The organism is Amycolatopsis dendrobii (assembly GCF_014145675.1).
Taxonomy (GTDB): Bacteria; Actinomycetota; Actinomycetes; order Mycobacteriales; family Pseudonocardiaceae; genus Amycolatopsis; species Amycolatopsis dendrobii.
The window spans coordinates 689,338-707,626 of sequence record NZ_JACGZW010000002.1 but is presented as its reverse complement, the minus strand read 5'-3'; the positions used below and the strand labels follow the sequence as shown (position 1 = coordinate 707,626).

Genomic DNA, 18,289 nt, shown 5'->3' with positions numbered 1-18,289 from the left:
GGCCGCTCGGCCCGCTTCTGTGGAGCGGGCCGAGCGGCCTTGTTATTCCAGTTGCTTTTTTCCGGTCGATTGCCCGAAGAAGTACCCCAGTACCAGCAGGAAAGCACTGGAGAGCACCTGGTTGATCTCCACGTGCGCGAACATCGCGGCCACCACGGAGAGCGACATGACCAGCAGGATCGCCGCACCGACGTAGGTCGCGACGGATTCCTTGGCCAGGAAGTTCTGCCAGACCTTGGCTTTGCGCTCGTACTTGTCGATCTCGGCGGCCAGTGCCGCGGCCTTGACCTCCGCGATCTTGCGGCTGGTTTCCTTCAGCTCCCCGTCGATCTCTTCGGTCTTGCTTTCGAACTCGCCGAGCAGCTGGTGGAATTTCTCCTTGGTCCCGGCGTCGTCGACTCCAGACACCGCGTTTCTGAGCTTGTCGATCTCCTGTCCTACGGTCAATCCGTTGATCAGCTCGAGGACCTGCTCACGCCGCTCCAGGGAAATCTTCAGCGCGCTGCGACTGGCATTCACCTTGCGCTGAACGTCCGAGCGTCCTTTGAGCGTTCCCTCCGCTGCCAGCGCCTCCTTGTTCAGCGCGAGTTTCTTCCGCTGCTCGGCGATTACCGCGTCGAGGCGGTCCAATGACGCGTGCAGCTCTTCGACGGACTGCGTCTCGAGCGACGAGCTGTCAAGTCCGGCTTCGACGAACTCCTGTTCCAACCGGCGGTGGCGGCGGTCGGCCTTGTGCGCCTCGGCGGTTTCGCGATCTTCTGGACCGGTCATCGTGTTTCCCGTTCGATCGGGCGGGGGTGACCTACGGGTCGCTCGGAGGCAGGGCACTGTTGCGCTCTGTCGTCCGCCGTCGCCGTTCCGAATCCGAACCGTGACCACGGCCAGTAGCACCCTGATTACCAAAAGCGCAGCATGGTCGGTATTTTGCGCAGGAAACCGCGGTAGATCTCAGTGAATCTGGATATTTTCGAGGCCGCGGCTCACTTTTTCCGCGTAACCGAACCGGCGTCGATCGCGTCCAGAACCGCGTCTCCATTCGCGCGCGCCCACTCCGTCAGGGTGTGGATCGGCTCGATCAGCGTCGCGCCCAGCGGGGTCAGTTCGTACTCGACCCGCGGCGGGGCCTCCGCGTACGCCTGGCGGCGAACGAGCCCGTGCGCTTCAAGCCGTCGCAGCGTCTGGGTGAGCATCTTCCGGGAGATGCCGCCGATGAGCTCGACCAGATCGCCGTGGCGGACCGGGCCTTCGCTGAGGCCCGCGAGCACGACCACGGTCCACTTGTCGGCGATCAAGTCGACGGCCAGTCGCGCCGGGCAATCGGCGAGGAAGACGCCGCGGGAACCGCTCATGGAGTCCAAGGTACCTGCTGGTACCTATCGGAATCCTAGCCTGGTTTTCATCCCCCTCCAGAAACCAGGAGAGTCATGCGAGTCATCACCCAGCAGAAGCTCGGCGGCCCCGAAGTCCTCACGATCGCGGACGCGCCCGAGCCCCGGGTATTGCCGACCGAAGTCCTCGTGCGCGTCAACGCGATCGGGCTCAATCCGTTGGAGGCACGGCTGCGCGACGGCGAGTTTCCCTTGCTCGGCCAGCCGCCGTTCGTGCTTGGCTGGGACGTCAGCGGCGTGGTCGAAGTGGCGTTGACCTGGCGGTTCCGGCCTGGCGACGAAGTGTTCGGGATGCCGTTGTTTCCCCGTGCGGCGAATGCGTACGCCGAGGTGGTAGCTGCTCCGGCCTTGCATCTCGTCAGGAAGCCGAAGGAGCTCTCACACGTCGAGGCCGCGGCGTTGCCGGTCGTCGGGCTGACGGCGTGGCAGGGGCTGGTCGACCTCGGCGGCGTGACGGCGGGCGATCGCGTGCTGGTCCACGGCGGTGGCGGCGGGGTCGGGCATGTCGCGATCCAGATCGCGAAAGCCCTTGGCGCGCACGTGATTACGACAGCCAGCGAGAGCAAGCGGGAGTTCGTCGAGGGGCTCGGCGCCGACGAAGTCATCGACTACACGCGGGTCGATTTCGCTGAGGTGGTCCGCGATATCGACGTTGTGCTCGACACTCTTGGCGGCGACACAGTCGAGCGCTCGCTTGGAGTTCTCCGCGCTGGCGGGCATTTGGTGACGGCGGTCGCGGAGGACGACACCGCGCTCATCGACAAGTTCGAGGCGGCTGGGATGCGGTTCAGCGGCATCGCGGTCGATCCGGATCCGGTCGGGTTGCGCGGGCTGGTCGATCTCGTCGAGCAGGGCAAGCTTCGGGTCCACGTGCAGGAGACGTTCCCGTTCGAGCGCATCGCCGACGCGCATCGGCTGCTTGACGGCGGCCACCTTCAGGGCAAGGTCGTCCTGACAGTCAAGTGACGCCGCGTCATGGTTTCGCAGGCAGGAATGTCACGACGGAGCTATGACGTGACGGCACTGGCCGCTGAACACGGGTCCCGATGGAATCAAGGCAAGGAAAGGGGACCTGATGCGGAAAATTCTCTTGGTCGCCGCTGTCGCCGCGAGTGTGGCGACAGCGGTGGTACCGGCGGCGTCAGCGGCTACCGCGATCAAGTGGGAAGCATGTCCGGCCGACGCGAATCCGGGCCCGGGACTGGAATGCGCGACGCTCAAAGTGCCGCTGAATTACCAGGACCCGAACGACCGCACGATAGATCTCGCGATTTCCCGGCTGCCCAGCAAGAATCCCGAGAAGCGGCGCGGGGTGCTGCTGCTCAACCCGGGCGGACCGGGTGGCGAGGGGCTGGGGTACCCGAGTGTGCTGTCGCTTCAAGTGCCCGGGATTCCGTCGCCGATGCCGAAGGACGTGCTCGAAAGCTACGACCTCATCGGCTTCGATCCGCGCGGGGTCGGGCACAGTTCGCCGGTGACCTGCGACCTCACACCGGAGCAGATGGCGATCGGGAATCTGCCGTATGCCAACGGTCCGCGAGACGTGGTGAAGCAGGCGGCAGTCGCGAAGGCAGAGGCGAAACAGTGCGCTGACGCCAAAACCGGGTGGATGCTGCCGTACACCACGACGGCGAACGCTGCGCGCGACATGGACCGGATCCGCGAAGCGTTAGGCGAGCAGAAGATCTCGTACGTGGGCGCGTCCTACGGAACTTACCTCGGCGCGGTGTACACCACGATGTATCCCCAGCGCAGCGACCGGATCGTGCTCGACAGCAACCTCGGGCCAGGCGGCTACGACATCGACGCGATGCACGGGTTCGGCCGCGGCATCGAGGATCGCTTCCCGGATTTCGCGAAGTACGCGGCGGCGAATCCGCAGTACGGTCTCGGCAGCACGCCGGCACAGGCGACGGCGAAGTTTTACGACCTGGTCGGGCGGCTGGACCGGCATCCGGTCGCCGGGATCACCGGCGGGCTCCTGCGCGGGGCGGCGTTTTCCTTGACCTACAGCGATTTTCAGTTCAAGAAGCTGGCCGCGATGATGCACGACCTGGATCAGGGCAAGGAACCGGCCCAGGACGGACCGGCGGCGAGCGAGAACACGTTCGCTTCGCGGTTCGCGGTGATCTGCGGCGATTCGAGCTGGCCGAAATCGATCGGGGCCTATCAGGTGAACGTGGCGCTCGACCGCGTCCGGTATCCGCTGATCGGAGCCGGCGAGGCGAACATCGCGGCGTGTGCTTACTGGGCCGCGCCGGTCGAGCAGAAGGTGCGGATCACCGGCCGCGGGCCGTCGAATGTGCTGATGGTGCAGAACACGCGCGACCCGGGCACGCCGCTGGCCAACGCACGCAAGCTGCGCGCGGCGTTCGGTGACCGGGCGCGGATGGTGACCGTCGACCAAGGCGGGCACGGGGCTTACGTATTCGCGGCCAACAAGTGCGGGAACAACGCGGTGAACGAATTCCTCGCCACCGGAAAGCGGCCCGCGGCGGACGTTTTCTGCGCGGCTTAAACCTCCAGCACAATCCGGCCTCGCGCCTGCCCTGACTCCTGCAACCGGTGTGCTTCGGCAGCCGCGGCCAGGGGCAGGCGAGTGCCGATCCGGGGCCGGAGGATTCCGGTGGACAGACCCCGGTTGACGACGCGGGCAGCGGAGCCCAGAGCGGTGACACCGGCGTTGCTGATGGCGAACCCGCGGATGCTCGCGTCGCGCGTGTACAGCTCGCCGATCGGCAGCGTCGGTTTCGAGTCCATTCCGGCCATCGCGATGATCCGGCCGCCGCGGGACAGCAGCGGCACCGCCGAGAGCAGATCGTGGCGACCGGCGTTGTCCCACAACAGATCCACCACGGGGAGTTTGCGGTAGAGGTCGGGATCGGCGTAGTCGAAAACCTCGTCGGCACCGCATTCCCGGCACCATTCCGCGTCCTCGGCGCGGGCGGTCGCGACGACGCGCAGGCCTGCGGTCGAAGCAAGTTGGACGACGGCGCTGCCGACGCCGCCTGCCGCGCCGAACACCGCGATCGTTTCGCCGTACCCGGCGCCGGCGTGTTCGAAGAGGCCCAGATACGCGGTGGCGGCGGTGTGCAGAACGGCAACGGCGTCGTCGGAAACCCCGTCCGGCAAGCGATAAAGCCGCTCCTCGGGCACCGCACAGTACTCGGAGAAGGAACCTTGCCGGCCGTCGTGGCCGAGGCTGTTGCACCACACGCGGTCACCGGGCGCGAAGCGGTCTGCTGGCGAGGAGACAACAGTTCCCACCAGATCCCGGCCGATGACGAACGGATACGAAAGGGCCGTGGGATAAGCCCCGGAACGGATGAAGGTGTCCACGTGGTTCACCGTCACCGCGGACACTTTCACCAGCACTTCGCGCGGCCCCGGCTCGGGGTCCGGGAGCTGACCGACCTTGATCTCGGAACTGTCGCCGGGCGACGTCACGTATGCAGCGATCACCGGTTCACCGTACCGCCGGTTTTTCACCGACTTCGCGCGGATATCGGATTGATCTCCGCCGCGCGCAATTCGCCCGGAAAGCCGCGGAAATGCCCTAATCTGCCCGGCATGACCGCTCCGGTGGCGCCGGCCGACCTCAAACAGGCCCGCATCTTCATGTGGATCCAGGTAGCGCTGAGCGCGATCGGCCCGCTGCTGCTGGCCGGGATGGCCGGCGTCTCGCTGGTCGAGCTGATCAGCCTCACCCAGCTCTACATCGCGATCACCTACGCGACCGCGATCGCGCTCGCGGTGTGCGCGGTCGTATTGCCCAAGCGCCGGCAATGGGCTTACGTGACCGCCGCGGTCATCGAAAGCCTGCTGGTGCTGAACAGCCTGGTCACGCTGCTCAGCAAAGGCCTGCCCGGCATTCTGCCGCTGATCTTCGCCGGGCTCGCGCTGCGTGCGCTGCTCACCCGCGACGTGCGGACGTGGTTCTTCCCGCAGCAGCCGTCAGCCGGCTGACCGATCGTCCAGGAACTCGTCCAGGTACCGCCAGGTCGTGCCTCGGGCCCGGCGTCCGGTGAGCACGCCGAGGTGCCCGCCGGGCGCGGTGCGGAACCGGACCTCCGGCGCGTTTTCCAGCAACTGCACCACGCGTTCCACCGACGCGCGCGGCGCGATGGTGTCGTTCTCGCCCGCCACGACGAGCATCGGCACCTTGACATCGGACAGGCCGATCTTGCGGCCGTTCAGGTCGACGGTGCCCTCGGCGAGGTCGTTGGTGCGGAACAGGCGGTGGTACAGCTGGCCGAACGTCCGCCCGGGGTAGGCGTACATGTTGCCCATGAAGTGGTCCACGGCCTCGATCTGCGCGAGATAGTCGCGATCGTCGAGGTTTTTCAGGATCGCCAGCGGTTTCGTGATTTCCTTGGAGATCCCGGTGGCGCGGAACACCCGGGTGACCAAATAGGACGGTGCGCCGCCGAACACCCGGTACACCGGGGTGAGCAGATGCCCGCCGGTCAGGTCCACGAGCGGGCGGAACGGCGCGACGATCGGGATCGCGGTGAAATCGACCGGCGAGCCGACCGCAGTGATCGAGTCGATCGGAAGGTCCGGCTGGTCCGCGCTGACCAGCATCGAGAAGATCCCGCCGAGCGACCACGACACCAGGTGCACGCCCTGTCCGCCGGCGTCCTCGCTGACCTTCCGGATCGCCCTCGGCAGCACCTCGTCGATCCAGTGCTCGATGCCGAGGCGGCGGTCGGAGAAGGCGACCATGCCGTAGTCCACGAGGTAGGTCGGCCGCCCGCCCTCGACCAGGTGCTCGATGAGACTGCAGCCGCGGCGCAGGTCGAAGCACAGCGCGGGCGCGGCCAGCGGCGGAACCAGCAGCACCGGCGGGCCCGACGTCGTGGCCGCGCCGTGCGTCATCCGGTACACCGACCGGTTGGGCCCCTGGTCGATCAGCACCCTCGGCATCGGCCGCAGATCGGCGACCCCACCCTGGAAAACCTTGCCCACGACATTGGCCGCCGCGGCAGCCAACCGGGCCGGTGGGGAAACCATTCAGCGCCTCCTGGAACTCGTCGTCTGCCGGGCATCTTGCCGTGCGTGCGGGCGCGGCATCAACACGCCACTCCCGCAAGCACCTGGCAAGCGCACGTCCGCCTCAGACGCTCCCACCAGGCGGGATGGACGGCGCGCTCCGGGCGGCGCGGCCCTCGTACTCGGCGCGCTCGGGCGAATGGGCCGCCGACGCCAGCAGCTGGTCGCCGCCGAGCGCGCGCACCAGCCATTCGCCGAACGCGCGCGGGAACAGCCGGGTGATCCGGCCGGTCAGATCGAGCGATTTCGGGACGAAGACATCGAACTTCGGCCGCTCCAGCGCGCCGACGATCGCCGCCGCGACGTCGCCGGGCCCCACCGACTTGATGAACCGCGCCTCGCCAAGGCCCGACGCGAGTTCGGTGCGCACCACCGCGGGCATCACGCACGACACCTCGACACCCGTGCCGCGCAGCTCCAGCCGCACTGCCTCGGACAACCCGACCACCGCGTGTTTCGTAGCGCAGTACGTGGCCGCCCCGGAGAATCCGGACTTTCCGGCCATCGACGCCACGTTCACGATGTGCCCGCGGCCGCGCGGCTTCATCCGTTTGACCGCCTCGCGCGTGCCGTGCACGACCGCGTGGACGTTGATCTCCAGCAGCCGCCGCGTAGCCGTGTCGTCCTCCTCGTCCAGCGGCGAAAGCGGCATGATCCCGGCGTTGTTGATCAGCACGTCGATCGGCCCGATGGTGCGTTCGACGTCGTCAAGGAACGCGGTGAAGGCGGCCGTGTCGGTGACGTCCAGCGGCGACGCGACCACGTCCGGGCCCAGCTCACCAGCGGTTTTCTCGGCGCGGACCCGGTCGAGATCGCCGAGCACGAGCCGGGAGCCGCGCCGGTGCAGCGCGGCGGCGGTGGCCGCCCCGATGCCCTGCGCGCCGCCCGTGACGACAACGACCTTCCCGGAGAGCGACTGCCTGGCCATGGCGGACTCCTCGGTCTATTGACACTTAGCCAATATCGTCCTCCGGATCACTCCGCGCCGCTATCCCCCAACCCGTTGCTCAAGAACCTGGCCGAGCCAGCCGTCGACGGTGAACTGCTCGGTCGGCTTGAAGCCCTGGCTCTCGTAGTAGCGGGGCAGATCGCCGTCGCCACCCGCCCAGCAGTCGACGCGCACGAGGTCGATCCCGCGCCGTTTCGCCTCGTCCATCGAGTGCCGCAACAGCCGCGAGCCGACCCGGTGCCCGGTGAACTGGCGCGAGGTGATCAGCAGCCGCACGTACAGTTCGGGCTCGTCGACCTGCGGGGTGTAGGGCATGGGCTGCCCGAGGATCAGCGCGCCGGCGGGTTTTCCGTCGATCTCCGCCATCCGGAACCCGGGCTCGGCCACGAACTCGCGCACGCGTTCGACGCGTTTCGGGTTCGTGCTCCACGGCTGCGTGCCCCATTGGCCCGCGCTGCCGCGCGCGACCAGCCATGCGACGGCGTCGTCGAAAAACCCCAGCAGAACGTCTGCGTCTCCGGCGGCCCCAGGCCGGATAGTGAACTCCATATCCCCACCATAGGGACAGGTGAAGCAGCGCCGCCGGAACTCCGCCCGGACGCCCCGGCGGCGCTGGGTCTCAGGCGCCGACCCCGAGGTGACGCGCGATCAGCATCTTCTGGACCTCGCTGGTGCCCTCGCCGATCTCGAGGATCTTCGCGTCGCGGTAGAAGCGGCTGACCGGGAATTCGTTCATGAAGCCGTATCCGCCGAAGATCTGCGTCGCGTCACGGGCGTTGTCCATCGCCGCGTTCGACGCGACCAGTTTCGCGATCGACGCTTCCTTCTTGAACGGTTCGCCGCGCAGCATCTTCGACGCCGCCTGGTAATACGCCAGCCGCGCGGTGTGCGCGCGGACCTCCATGTCCGCGATCTTGAACTGGATCGCCTGGTACTCGCCGATCCGGTGGCCGAACGCAACGCGGTCCTTCGCGTACTTCAGGCATTCGTCCACGCAGCCCTGCGCGAGCCCCACGCTCAGCGCGGCGATCGCCACCCGGCCCTCGTCCAAAATGGACAGGAACTGCGCGTAGCCGCGGCCCCGCTTGCCGACCAGGTTCTCGGCGGGCACCCGGACGTCGGAAAAGGACAGTTCGTGGGTGTCCGAGCAGTTCCAGCCGACCTTCGAGTACTTCGGGGCCACCGCGAAGCCCGGCGTGCCGGACGGGACGATGATCGCCGAGATCTCCTTGCGGCCGTTCTCCATCACGTCGGTGACCGCGGTGACGGTGACCAGCTTCGTGATGTCGGTGCCGGAGTTGGTGATGAACGCCTTGCTGCCGTTGATGACCCACTCGTCGCCGTCGAGCCGGGCGCGCGTGCGGGTGGCCCCGGCGTCGGAGCCGCCGCCGGGTTCGGTGAGGCCGAACCCGCCGAGCGCCTCGGCCGTGGTCAGCATCGGCAGCCAGGTTTCCTTCTGCTCCTGGGTGCCGAAGCGGTAAATGGGCATCGCGCCGAGCGAAACCCCGGCCTCCAGCGTGATCGCGACCGAGGAATCGACCCGCGCCAGCTCCTCCAGCGCGAGGCACAGCGCGAAGTAATCCCCGCCCATGCCGCCGAATTCCTCCGGGAACGGCAGGCCGAACAGGCCCATCTCGCCCATCTTGGCGACCAGCTCGTACGGGAATTCTTCCTTCTCGTACAGCGGGCCGATGACCGGGGCGACCTCCGCCTGCGCGAAGTCCTCGACCGTCTTGCGAAGCGCCTCGTACTCGTCGTCCAGCCGGAAGTCGATCACTGCTTCTCCTCCGCCGCGCTCACCACGGCCAGCGTCTCGTCGAGCGCGACCTGCTGGCCGACCCGCACCGAAAGCTCAGTCACCACACCGTCGATCGGCGCGGTCACGGTGTGCTCCATCTTCATCGCCTCGACGACCAGCAGCGGCGTCCCCGCGCTCACCACGTCGCCTTCGGCGGCCTTCACCACCAGCACCGTTCCCGGCATCGGGCTCTTCACCGGACCGGCGCCCGCCGCCTCGCCGCGCGAGGACAACGTGAATTCCTGGTCGGCGAACGCGAACGACTTGCCTTCGCGGGCGAGCCACACTGTCCGTTGTGGACCGTCCGCGCAGCGGTACCGCTCCACGCCGTTCGCCCGGCGCACCTCAAGCAGGTCGCCCTCGCGACGGGCGGAAACGCGAACCGGCTCGGCGTCGTCCACCTGCACCGAAGCGTCCGACGGCGTGCCCTCGACCCGCACCACGGCCTGGTTTTCCCCAGTCCGCAAACGGAAAGTGATGCCGCCGGGACCGCTGAGCCGCCATCCGCTCGGGATGTCCCACGGGTCCACGACCGTGCCGGTCGGCTGCAGCGAGATCAGCCGGTCCATGGCCGCGGCGACGAAGAACCCGGCCGGTACTTCCGAGGAGATCAATTCGGACAGTCGCCGGTCGACCAGTTCGGTGTCCAGCTTTCCGGCGCGGACGTCCTCGTCGGCGAGCAGGCCGCGCAGGAAGTCGATGTTCGTGCCGAGGCCGAGCAGCGCGGTGTCGGCCAGCGCGCGGTCCAGTTTCTGCAGCGCCGACGCGCGGTCCGGGCCGTGCGCGATGACCTTCGCCAGCATCGGGTCGTAGTTCGAGCCGACCACCGCGCCGACCGACATCCACGAGTCCACCCGTACGCCGTCGCCGGAGGGCTCGTGCACGGCCAGCACCGTGCCGCCGGTCGGGATGAACCCGCGCGCCGGATCCTCGGCGTAGACGCGGGCTTCGACCGCGTGCCCGTCGAGGCGCACGTCCTCCTGCGTCAGTCCGAGTGGCTCCCCTGCCGCCACCCGCACCTGCCAGGACACCAGGTCGAGGCCGGTCACCATTTCCGTGACCGGGTGCTCGACCTGCAGCCGGGTGTTCATCTCCATGAAGAAGAACTCGTCCGGATTGTGCGCGGACATGATGAACTCGACCGTGCCCGCGCCGACGTAGCCGACCGACCGCGCGGCTTCCGCGGCCGCCGCGCCCATTTTCGCCCGGGTCGCCTCGTCCAGCAGCACCGACGGCGCTTCCTCGATGATCTTCTGGTGCCGCCGCTGCAGACTGCACTCGCGTTCGCCGAGGTGCAGCACAGTGCCGTGGGTGTCGGCCAGCACCTGGATCTCGATGTGCCGCGGCGTGGTGACGAACCGCTCCATCAGCAGCGTGTCGTCGCCGAACGAACTCTTCGCTTCCCGGCGCGCGGACTCGACCGCAGCGTCCAGCTCGGACTCTTGGTGCACCAGGCGCATGCCCTTGCCGCCACCGCCCGCGGACGGCTTCAGCAGCAGCGGATAGCCGACCTTCGCGGCGGCTTCGGCGAACCCGCCCTCCGGAATGTCCACATCGGACGCACCGGGCACGACCGGGACCCCGGCCGCGGACACCGTGGCCTTCGCCCGGATCTTGTCGCCCATCTTGTCGATCGCTTCCGGCGGCGGGCCGATGAACACCAGCCCGGCCTCCGCGCAAGCCCGCGCGAACGCGGTGTTCTCGGCGAGGAAGCCATACCCCGGGTGCACCGCCTGTGCGCCGGTTTCCTTTGCCGCGGCGACGATCGCCGGGATCGACAGGTAGCTCTTCGCCGCTTCGGCCGGGCCGAGGCGCACCGCGGTGTCGGCCTCGCGGACATGCCGGGCGTCGGCATCCGCGTCGCTGTACACCGCGACCGAACGAATCCCGAGCGCACGCAGCGACCGGATTACGCGAACCGCGATCTCCCCGCGGTTGGCGACCAGAACAGTGTTGAACAGAGAACCCTCGAACATGCCCTATCACATCCGGAAGACGCCGTAGTTGACCTCGGGCAAGGGAGCGTTGGCCGCGGCCGAAAGCGCGAGCCCGAGCACCGTGCGGGTGTCCGCCGGGTCGATCACGCCGTCGTCCCACAGCCGCGCGGTGGAGTAGTACGGGCTGCCCTGTTCCTCGTACTGTTCGCGGATCGGGTCCTTGAAGGTTTCTTCGTCCTCTGTGGACCATTCGCCGCCGCGGCCCTCGATCGCGTCGCGGCGCACCGTCGACAGCACCGAGGCCGCCTGTTCGCCGCCCATCACGGAAATCCGCGCGTTCGGCCACATCCACAGGAACCGCGGCGAATACGCGCGACCGCACATGGAGTAGTTGCCCGCGCCGAAGGAGCCGCCGATGATCACGGTGAACTTCGGCACCCGCGCGCAGGCCACCGCGGTGACCATTTTCGCGCCGTGCTTGGCGATGCCGCCCGCCTCGTACGCACGGCCGACCATGAAGCCGGTGATGTTCTGCAGGAACACCAACGGGATCGAACGCCGGTCGCACAGTTCGATGAAGTGCGCGCCCTTCATCGCGGACTCGGCGAACAGCACGCCGTTGTTCGCGATGATGCCGACCGGATGGCCGTGGATGTGCGCGAATCCGGTGACCAGCGTCGAGCCGTATTCCTTTTTGAACTCCGCGAACCGGCTGCCGTCGACGACGCGGGCGATGACCTCGCGCACGTCGTACGGGGTGCGCGAATCCGTGGGCACCACGCCGTACAGCTCGCGTTCGTCCGCCGCGGGCGGCTCGATCGCCTTGACGTCCCACGGCCGCGGCGTGCGCGGGCCGAGCGTCGAGACGATGTCGCGGACGATGCGCAGCGCGTGCGCGTCGTCGTCCGCGAGGTGGTCGGTGACGCCGGACTGGCGCGCGTGCACGTCGCCGCCGCCCAGCTCCTCGGCCGTGACGACCTCGCCGGTCGCGGCCTTCACCAGCGGCGGGCCGCCGAGGAAAATGGTGCCCTGATTGCGCACGATGACCGCTTCGTCGCTCATCGCCGGGACGTACGCGCCGCCCGCGGTGCACGAGCCGAGCACCGCGGCGATCTGCGGAATGCCGCGCGCGGACATGGTGGCCTGGTTGTAGAAGATCCGGCCGAAGTGCTCGCGGTCCGGGAAGACCTCGTCCTGGCGCGGCAGGAAGGCGCCGCCCGAGTCGACCAGGTAAATGCACGGCAAGTTGTTGTGCAGTGCGACTTCTTGCGCCCGCAGGTGCTTCTTCACCGTCATCGGGTAGTAGGTGCCGCCCTTGACCGTGGCGTCGTTGGCGACGATCACGCATTCGCGGCCGGACACGCGCCCGATCCCGGTGATGATGCCCGCGGACGGGGCCTCGTCGTCGTACAGCCCGGTCGCCGCGAGCGGGGAAAGCTCCAGGAACGGGGATCCCGGGTCCAGCAGCGTGTCCACCCGGTCGCGCGGCAACAGCTTGCCGCGTTCCACATGGCGGGCGCGCGACTTCTCCGGCCCGCCGAGCCGGGCGGCGGCGAGCCGCTTGTGCAGATCCTCGACCAATTCTCCGTGCGAAGTGACGCTGCGGGTGAAGGTGTCGCTGTTCGGATCCGCGGAACTGCGCAGTACCGGCGTGTCCATGGCTCTCCGTCGAGACGTTAGCGGTCGTTAACTCCGCCGGAGATGTTAGTGCTCGTTAACCGCCGTGTCCAGTCCCACGCGAAGCGCCCCAATGTGGCATTGGGTGCATGCGACGCACCGAACGCCACATTGGGTGCGTCAGATGCACCCAATGCCACATTGGGGCGGACACGGGCGGGTGAGGCGAGACAGTCAGCCCGCGACGGCGTCGGAGATCCAGCCGGCCACCGGCAGATCTCGTTCGAGGCATTCGACCGACAGCCGGATCGTCCAGCGCAGTGCCTGCAGCAAGAGGCTGTCGACCTCGTTCGGCGCGGCGCTCGCCAACGCGATCTCGACCTGTTCGCGCGCGGCGGCGGTGTTGCCGTGCACCTCGGCGAGCAGCGTGCGGACGGCGGTGCGGACCGGCGGGTCGGCCTGGTCGATCGAAACCTCTTCGCCCGCCTCGTCGAACACCTGCACCTTGACCGGCGCGGTGCCGCCGTCACCGAGGGTGGACACCATGGCGCTGCACTCGCCGAAGAGCAGCAGCATCAGCTCTTTGGTTTCCTCGTCGCGTTCGCCCGGCTCCTGCGACGAGGGCGTGACCTCTTCCAGCGCCTCCGTGTCCTCGCCAAGGCTGATGGCGACGAGCGCGCGCTGTGCCTTCTCGACGAGCCGCTGCTCGCCCTCGCTCCGGTCCGCGGTCACGTGCCTATCAAACACCAGACCGGCGGTCGGCGGGATACCCCGGATCGCGGGCTCAGCCCGCCGCGGAAAGGGCGCCCAGCGCGAGCCGGCACAGCAGATCGGCGAGCGCTCCGTCACCGAGATGGCGGTTGTAGGGCGTCGAGTTGATCAGGCCGAACACGGCGTGTGCCGCCGACCGCGCCTGGCGTTCGCCGAGGCCGGGCACAGCTTCGCGAATCGCCCGCACCCACACCTCGACGTACTGCCGCTGGAGCGCGCGCACCTGTTTCCGGTCACCGTCGGTGAGATTCGCGAGATTGCGCTCCTGCACGGTGATGAGCGCCGGATGGTCGAGGGCGAAGTCGACGTGGAACCGCACGAGCGCGGCCAGCAGCTCGTCCGGCGTGCCGCCCGCCGCGGCGCGCGCGGTGCCGCCTTCGAGCAGGAAGTGGCTGATCGAGTTCAGCATTTCCCCGAGAATCGCGTCCTTGCTGCGGAAATGCCGGTACAGCGCGGGACCGGAGATGCCGACGGCCGCGCCGATGTCGTCGATGCCGACGCCGTGGAAACCGTGGTGGGCGAACAGCTCGGCGGCGGCGGAGAGGATCTGTTCCCGTCTGTTCGGCTTCGCGCCGTTCACCAGTGGGAGGGAATTCGCCGGCATCCGCACATAGTAGGTCCCGTGGTTAGCGAGCGCTAACTTCCGGTCCTACTTCCTGCTTGAGCCAAGTGGACGCACCCGGATTTCAGGGGTGTCTCGTGGGGATTGCACCTGGTAAAGCTTTACCGCGTCAAGCTGTCACGACAGGAGTGACCTATGGCTGCAAACACCCGTCAACCATCACGACGCATCCTTCGGATGTGCGCGGCCCTGGGGGTCGCTCTCGCTGCCTCGCTCGGCTTCGCCACCGGTGCGAGCGCTGCGTCGCAAAACTACGTCGCGCTCGGCGACTCCTACTCCTCCGGAGTGGGCGCCGGGAGCTACGGTGATTCCGGCAGCTGCAAACGCAGTGCCAACGCGTACGGCCAGCTGTGGGCCAACGCCCACTCCGGCACCAATTTCACCTTCCTCGCCTGCTCGGGCGCGAAGACCGGCGACGTGCTGAACCAGATCGGCTCGATGCCGTCCAACGCCACCTTGATCACGCTCACCGTGGGCGGCAACGACGCCGGGTTCACCGACGTGATCAAGACGTGCACGCTCGGCAGCGACCAGACCTGCGTGGACCGGGTCAACACCGCCAAGACCTACGTCCAGAACACCCTGCCCGGGCTGCTGGACAAGGTGTACTCGGCGGCCAAGAGCAAGGCTCCCGGGGCTTCGCTGGTCGTTTTGTCCTACCCGCGCTTCTACACCGTGCCGGGTTCGTGCAGTGTCGGGCTGAGCGACACGAAGCGGTCGGCGATCAACTCCGGGGCGGACACGCTCGCTTCGGTGATTTCGTCCCGGGTTTCCGCCGCGGGCGGGAAGTTCGTGGACGTCCGGTCGGCGTTCGTCGGGCACAACATCTGCTCGTCGGCGAGCGACTACCTGCACAGCTTGACGTGGCCGGTGGACGAGTCGTACCACCCGACTGCGGCCGGGCAGCGGGGCGGCTACTACTCGCCGCTGACCTCCGCGATCGGCTGACGTTTCGCAGAAACGCGTGAAGGCCGCCTCGAGTTGGCTCGAGGCGGCCTTCACCGCGTTCTCAGCCAAGCAGAGTCTTGACCAGCGCGGCGATCTGCTCGGTCTCGATCAGGAACGAATCGTGGCCGTACGGTGAAGTCAGCACCGTGGCCTCGCCGCCGGCTCCCGCCGCGATCTCGTGTGATTGGTACGGCGGGTAGAGCCGGTCGCTGTCCACCGCGGCGACCACGGTGCGCGCGGTGACCCGGCCCAGCGCAGCGGCTACCCCGCCTCGGCCCCGGCCGACGTCGTGGGTGTTCATCGATTCGGTGAGCACCACGTAGGAACCCGCGTCGAACCGGTGGGCGAGCTTGTCCGCGTGATGGTCCAGATAGGACTCGACCGCGAACCGGCCGCCGGCCAGCGGATCCTCGTCCTGCTGCGGACGGTTCCCGAAACGCGTCTCCAGTTCGGGTTCGCAGCGATAGGTGACGTGCGCGATCCGCCGGGCCACGCCCAGTCCGCGGTGCGGGCCTTCGGCCGCGGTGTAGTAGTCGCCGCCGTGCCAGGCCTGGTCGCCTCGGATCGCGTGCAGTTGCGGGGCCGCCCAGGCGATTTGCTCGGCGGACGCACGCGCGGTCGAGGCGAGAACGAGCGCCGAGGCGACCCGATCGGGTTGACTTACCGCCCATTCGAGAGCGCGCATCCCGCCCATCGAGCCGCCTGCGACGGCGGCCCAGCGTTCGATGCCGAGTGCGTCCGAAAGCTCCGCTTCGGCATTGACCTGATCACGGACGGTCAAAGCCGGGAATCGGCTGCCCCACGCCTTGCCGTCCGGAGCGGGCGAGGACGGGCCTGTCGACCCCTGACAGCCACCGAGCACGTTAGGGGCGACGACGAACAGTTCGCCGGTGTCGAAAGCCTTGCCGGGACCGATCAGTCCGTCCCACCATCCGGGACTCGGATGCCCGGGTTCAGCGGGGCCGACGACATGGCTGTCGCCGGTGAGAGCGTGCTCGACGAGGACCGCGTTGGATCCGTCGGAGTTGAGCGTTCCCCACGTTTCGTACGCGAGGGTGTAGCCGGGCAGGGTGGCACCGGCCTCCAGCGCGAGTGCGCCGGGGCCGGTGAACCACTGCCGTCTGCCGGGTGGGTCGCCCGCCCGCCACGCGCCGGTGACGGGCGGAAGACTCGCGCCGGGATCCGTCACAGTGCCGCCTTGGCGGCGCGGAAGCCCGCCTCGAGGTCGGCCTTCAGGTCCTCGATTCCTTCCAGTCCGACGGCGAGCCGCACGAGGCCCGGCGTGACGCCCGCGGCGACCTGTTCCTCGGGGCCGAGCTGGCTGTGCGTGGTCGAAGCCGGGTGCACGATCAGGCTGCGCACGTCGCCGAGGTTCACCAGCTGGCTGTGCAGTTCGGTGCCGTCGACGAACTTCCGGCCCGCCTCGACGCCGCCGCGCAGCTCGAACGACAGCACCGCGCCGACGCCGCGCGGCAGGTACTTCTGCGCCGCCGCGTGGTACGGGCTCGACGGCAGGCCCGCGTAGTAGACCTTCTCGACCTCGTCGCGCTCTTCCAGCCATTCCGCGAGCGCCTGCGCGTTCGCGGAGTGCCGCTCCACGCGCAGCGACAGCGTCTCGATGCCCTGCAAGATGAGGAAGCTGTTCAGCGGAGCGATCGCCGCGCCGGTGTCGCGCAGGATCTGCACGCGCGCCTTGGCCGCGAACGCGCCAGGGCCGAGCGCCTCCCAGTACTTGAGACCGTGGTAGCTCGGGTCGGGCTCGTTGAAGCCCGGGAACCGGGACGGGTCCTTGCCGAAGTCGAACGTGCCGCCGTCGACCAGCACGCCGGCGACCGTCGTGCCGTGGCCGCCGAGGTACTTCGTCGCCGAGTGCACGACGATGTCGGCGCCGTGCTCGATCGGGCGGACGAGGTACGGCGTGGGCACGGTGTTGTCCACGACCAGCGGGACCCCGGCCTCGTGCGCGACGTCGGCGACCTTGCGGATGTCGAGGACGGCGCTGCTCGGGTTGGCCAGCGTCTCGGCGAAGAACAGCTTGGTGTTCGGCCGGACCGCGGCCCGCCACTGCTCCGCGTCGTCCTGGTCGTCGATGAAGGTGACCTCGATGCCGAGCTTCGGCAGCGTGTAGTGGAAGAGGTTGTAGGTGCCGCCGTACAGCGAGGGGCTGGTGACGAAGTGGTCGCCCGCGTTGGCCAGGGTCAGGATCGCCGCGGTGACCGCCGCCGAACCGGACGCGAACGCGAGGCCGGCGACGCCGCCTTCGAGAGTGGCGACGCGCTGCTCCAGGACGTCCTGGGTCGGGTTGTTGATGCGCGTGTAGATGTGGCCGGGCTCGGCGAGGCTGAACAGATCCGCCCCGTGCTGCGTGTCGCGGAAGACGTACGACGTGGTCTGGTAGATCGGCGTCGCGCGGGCGCCGGTCGCCGGATCGGGCGCCGCCCCCGCGTGGATCTGCTTGGTCTCGAAGGACCAGCTCGTGGTGTCTTCCGGCATCTGCTCGCTCCTAGCGGTCGGGATCGGGTCGGCTGGGCGCGACGCTAACCAGGCCGGACGAAACGCCCAACCGCTCTCACGAGATGAGAGTCCTACGCACCCGGACGTATGAACAAGTGCCGAGCGCTGACGGACGACGCGACAGTGCTGTGCCGCGCACGCTGAGCCGCATGGACTGGAGAATGCGCCCGGTGACCCGGAAGTGGTTCCTCTTCGGCCACGTCGTCACGTCGGTCGGCTGGATCGGAGCCGAGATCGCGGTGCTGATCTGCAGCGTTCTCGCGATCGCCGGCCTCGATCCGGTGACCACGCGCAGCGCGAACGTCATCGCCGGAGTGCTGGCCGGGACGCTCTACTTCCCGGCCAGCCTGCTCGCCCTGGCCACTGGGATCGTGCTCGGCCTCGGCACGAAGTGGAAGCTGGTGCGCTACCACTGGGTGCTGTGGAAACTGCTGGCGACGCTCGCCCTCTTCGTCGGCGGCAACCTCCTGGTGGTCCCGTCTTTCGTCGCGCACGGCGAGCAGGCGTCGCGCGGTGAGCTTGTCGGGGCGAGCGCGGTGTCGGGCACTGGGGCGATGAGCGTCGGGCTGACGTTGCTGCTGGGCGCGACGCTGGTGTCGTACTTCAAGCCGTGGCCGAAGGTGTTTCGCGCTAACTAGTGCCGCGGGTGGCGAAACCGGTGCAGTCTTCTACCGTTCCAGCAAGAACGTCAGA

At 68.3% G+C, this 18,289-nt stretch carries 18 protein-coding genes; 5 read left to right on the top strand and 13 right to left on the bottom strand.

Annotated elements, in window-relative coordinates; translation table 11 throughout:
• Positions 1-42 precede the first annotated feature (42 nt).
• Entirely contained in the window at positions 43-771 is a 729-nt protein-coding gene (locus tag H4281_RS07395; protein ID WP_182890073.1) for a hypothetical protein, read from the bottom strand.
• A gap of 209 nt (positions 772-980) precedes the next feature.
• On the bottom strand, positions 981-1,349 hold the full coding sequence (locus tag H4281_RS07390) for a winged helix-turn-helix transcriptional regulator (protein WP_182890072.1): 369 nt from the start codon (positions 1,347-1,349) through the stop codon (positions 981-983).
• Between the two features lie 75 nt (positions 1,350-1,424).
• Here H4281_RS07390 and H4281_RS07385 point away from each other — a divergent pair, with 75 nt between their 5' ends.
• A complete protein-coding gene (locus H4281_RS07385) occupies positions 1,425-2,354 on the top strand; it encodes an NADP-dependent oxidoreductase (protein WP_182890071.1) in 930 nt (309 codons plus the stop codon).
• A gap of 109 nt (positions 2,355-2,463) precedes the next feature.
• Entirely contained in the window at positions 2,464-3,906 is a 1,443-nt protein-coding gene (locus H4281_RS07380; RefSeq protein ID WP_182890070.1) for an alpha/beta hydrolase, read from the top strand.
• Here the strand turns inward: H4281_RS07380 and H4281_RS07375 are convergent.
• Positions 3,903-4,850: an NADPH:quinone reductase gene (locus H4281_RS07375; RefSeq protein WP_182890069.1), complete on the bottom strand. Its 948-nt coding sequence runs from the start codon at positions 4,848-4,850 to the stop codon at positions 3,903-3,905. The two genes, H4281_RS07380 and H4281_RS07375, sit on opposite strands and share 4 nt — an antisense overlap.
• Positions 4,851-4,958: 108 nt before the next feature.
• On the opposite strand from H4281_RS07375, the gene H4281_RS07370 reads away from it, so the two are divergent.
• Positions 4,959-5,354, top strand: a complete 396-nt coding sequence (locus tag H4281_RS07370) for a hypothetical protein (RefSeq protein WP_182890068.1) — start codon at positions 4,959-4,961, stop codon at positions 5,352-5,354.
• Here the strand turns inward: H4281_RS07370 and H4281_RS07365 are convergent.
• From H4281_RS07365 to H4281_RS07330, 8 genes are all read right to left on the bottom strand, one after another.
• Positions 5,343-6,401 carry an alpha/beta fold hydrolase gene (locus H4281_RS07365; RefSeq protein WP_182890067.1) on the bottom strand — a complete coding sequence of 353 codons (1,059 nt, stop codon included), beginning with the start codon at positions 6,399-6,401 and terminating at the stop codon, positions 5,343-5,345. The genes H4281_RS07370 and H4281_RS07365 overlap by 12 nt on opposite strands.
• Positions 6,402-6,504: 103 nt before the next feature.
• Positions 6,505-7,368 carry an SDR family oxidoreductase gene (locus H4281_RS07360; RefSeq protein WP_182890066.1) on the bottom strand — a complete coding sequence of 288 codons (864 nt, stop codon included), beginning with the start codon at positions 7,366-7,368 and terminating at the stop codon, positions 6,505-6,507.
• Between the two features lie 60 nt (positions 7,369-7,428).
• The gene (locus tag H4281_RS07355) at positions 7,429-7,938 is read right to left on the bottom strand and encodes a GNAT family N-acetyltransferase (RefSeq protein ID WP_182890065.1); all 510 of its coding nucleotides are present in this window, start codon (positions 7,936-7,938) and stop codon (positions 7,429-7,431) included.
• A gap of 70 nt (positions 7,939-8,008) precedes the next feature.
• Entirely contained in the window at positions 8,009-9,166 is a 1,158-nt protein-coding gene (locus H4281_RS07350) for an acyl-CoA dehydrogenase family protein (RefSeq protein WP_182890064.1), read from the bottom strand.
• On the bottom strand, positions 9,163-11,148 hold the full coding sequence (locus H4281_RS07345) for an acetyl/propionyl/methylcrotonyl-CoA carboxylase subunit alpha (protein WP_182890270.1): 1,986 nt from the start codon (positions 11,146-11,148) through the stop codon (positions 9,163-9,165). The genes H4281_RS07350 and H4281_RS07345 overlap by 4 nt, the downstream gene beginning before the upstream one ends.
• A 21-nt stretch (positions 11,149-11,169) precedes the next feature.
• Positions 11,170-12,783, bottom strand: coding sequence for a carboxyl transferase domain-containing protein (locus H4281_RS07340; RefSeq protein ID WP_182890063.1), 1,614 nt, complete (start codon positions 12,781-12,783; stop codon positions 11,170-11,172).
• A 192-nt stretch (positions 12,784-12,975) separates the two neighbouring features.
• Positions 12,976-13,473: a hypothetical protein gene (locus H4281_RS07335; protein ID WP_086024916.1), complete on the bottom strand. Its 498-nt coding sequence runs from the start codon at positions 13,471-13,473 to the stop codon at positions 12,976-12,978.
• Positions 13,474-13,525: 52 nt separating this feature from the next.
• Complete coding sequence (locus H4281_RS07330) at positions 13,526-14,116, bottom strand: SACE_7040 family transcriptional regulator (RefSeq protein ID WP_037817267.1); 591 nt, start codon at positions 14,114-14,116, stop codon at positions 13,526-13,528.
• Between the two features lie 195 nt (positions 14,117-14,311).
• On the opposite strand from H4281_RS07330, the gene H4281_RS07325 reads away from it, so the two are divergent.
• On the top strand, positions 14,312-15,082 hold the full coding sequence (locus H4281_RS07325) for an SGNH/GDSL hydrolase family protein (protein ID WP_182890062.1): 771 nt from the start codon (positions 14,312-14,314) through the stop codon (positions 15,080-15,082).
• A 61-nt stretch (positions 15,083-15,143) separates the two neighbouring features.
• On the opposite strand, the gene metX is transcribed toward H4281_RS07325, so the two are convergent.
• Together metX and H4281_RS07315 are read right to left on the bottom strand one after the other, a co-directional pair.
• Positions 15,144-16,271, bottom strand: a complete 1,128-nt coding sequence (metX, locus tag H4281_RS07320; RefSeq protein WP_182890061.1) for a homoserine O-acetyltransferase MetX — start codon at positions 16,269-16,271, stop codon at positions 15,144-15,146.
• Positions 16,268-17,575: a bifunctional o-acetylhomoserine/o-acetylserine sulfhydrylase gene (locus tag H4281_RS07315; protein ID WP_182890060.1), complete on the bottom strand. Its 1,308-nt coding sequence runs from the start codon at positions 17,573-17,575 to the stop codon at positions 16,268-16,270. The genes metX and H4281_RS07315 overlap by 4 nt, the downstream gene beginning before the upstream one ends.
• A gap of 170 nt (positions 17,576-17,745) precedes the next feature.
• On the opposite strand from H4281_RS07315, the gene H4281_RS07310 reads away from it, so the two are divergent.
• Positions 17,746-18,234, top strand: a complete 489-nt coding sequence (locus H4281_RS07310; RefSeq protein ID WP_182890059.1) for a hypothetical protein — start codon at positions 17,746-17,748, stop codon at positions 18,232-18,234.
• Positions 18,235-18,289: the final 55 nt, after the last annotated feature.

What these genes read in the sequence shown, in the direction of transcription:
- H4281_RS07395 (WP_182890073.1), bottom strand. Translation starts at nt 771, where the DNA reads ATGACCGGTCCAGAAGATCGCGAAACCGCCGAGGCGCACAAGGCCGAC.
- H4281_RS07390 (WP_182890072.1), bottom strand. Translation starts at nt 1,349, where the DNA reads ATGAGCGGTTCCCGCGGCGTCTTCCTCGCCGATTGCCCGGCGCGACTG.
- H4281_RS07385 (WP_182890071.1), top strand. Translation starts at nt 1,425, where the DNA reads ATGCGAGTCATCACCCAGCAGAAGCTCGGCGGCCCCGAAGTCCTCACG.
- H4281_RS07380 (WP_182890070.1), top strand. Translation starts at nt 2,464, where the DNA reads ATGCGGAAAATTCTCTTGGTCGCCGCTGTCGCCGCGAGTGTGGCGACA.
- H4281_RS07370 (WP_182890068.1), top strand. Translation starts at nt 4,959, where the DNA reads ATGACCGCTCCGGTGGCGCCGGCCGACCTCAAACAGGCCCGCATCTTC.
- H4281_RS07365 (WP_182890067.1), bottom strand. Translation starts at nt 6,401, where the DNA reads ATGGTTTCCCCACCGGCCCGGTTGGCTGCCGCGGCGGCCAATGTCGTG.
- H4281_RS07360 (WP_182890066.1), bottom strand. Translation starts at nt 7,368, where the DNA reads ATGGCCAGGCAGTCGCTCTCCGGGAAGGTCGTTGTCGTCACGGGCGGC.
- H4281_RS07355 (WP_182890065.1), bottom strand. Translation starts at nt 7,938, where the DNA reads ATGGAGTTCACTATCCGGCCTGGGGCCGCCGGAGACGCAGACGTTCTG.
- H4281_RS07340 (WP_182890063.1), bottom strand. Translation starts at nt 12,783, where the DNA reads ATGGACACGCCGGTACTGCGCAGTTCCGCGGATCCGAACAGCGACACC.
- H4281_RS07330 (WP_037817267.1), bottom strand. Translation starts at nt 14,116, where the DNA reads ATGCCGGCGAATTCCCTCCCACTGGTGAACGGCGCGAAGCCGAACAGA.
- H4281_RS07325 (WP_182890062.1), top strand. Translation starts at nt 14,312, where the DNA reads ATGTGCGCGGCCCTGGGGGTCGCTCTCGCTGCCTCGCTCGGCTTCGCC.
- H4281_RS07315 (WP_182890060.1), bottom strand. Translation starts at nt 17,575, where the DNA reads ATGCCGGAAGACACCACGAGCTGGTCCTTCGAGACCAAGCAGATCCAC.
- H4281_RS07310 (WP_182890059.1), top strand. Translation starts at nt 17,746, where the DNA reads ATGGACTGGAGAATGCGCCCGGTGACCCGGAAGTGGTTCCTCTTCGGC.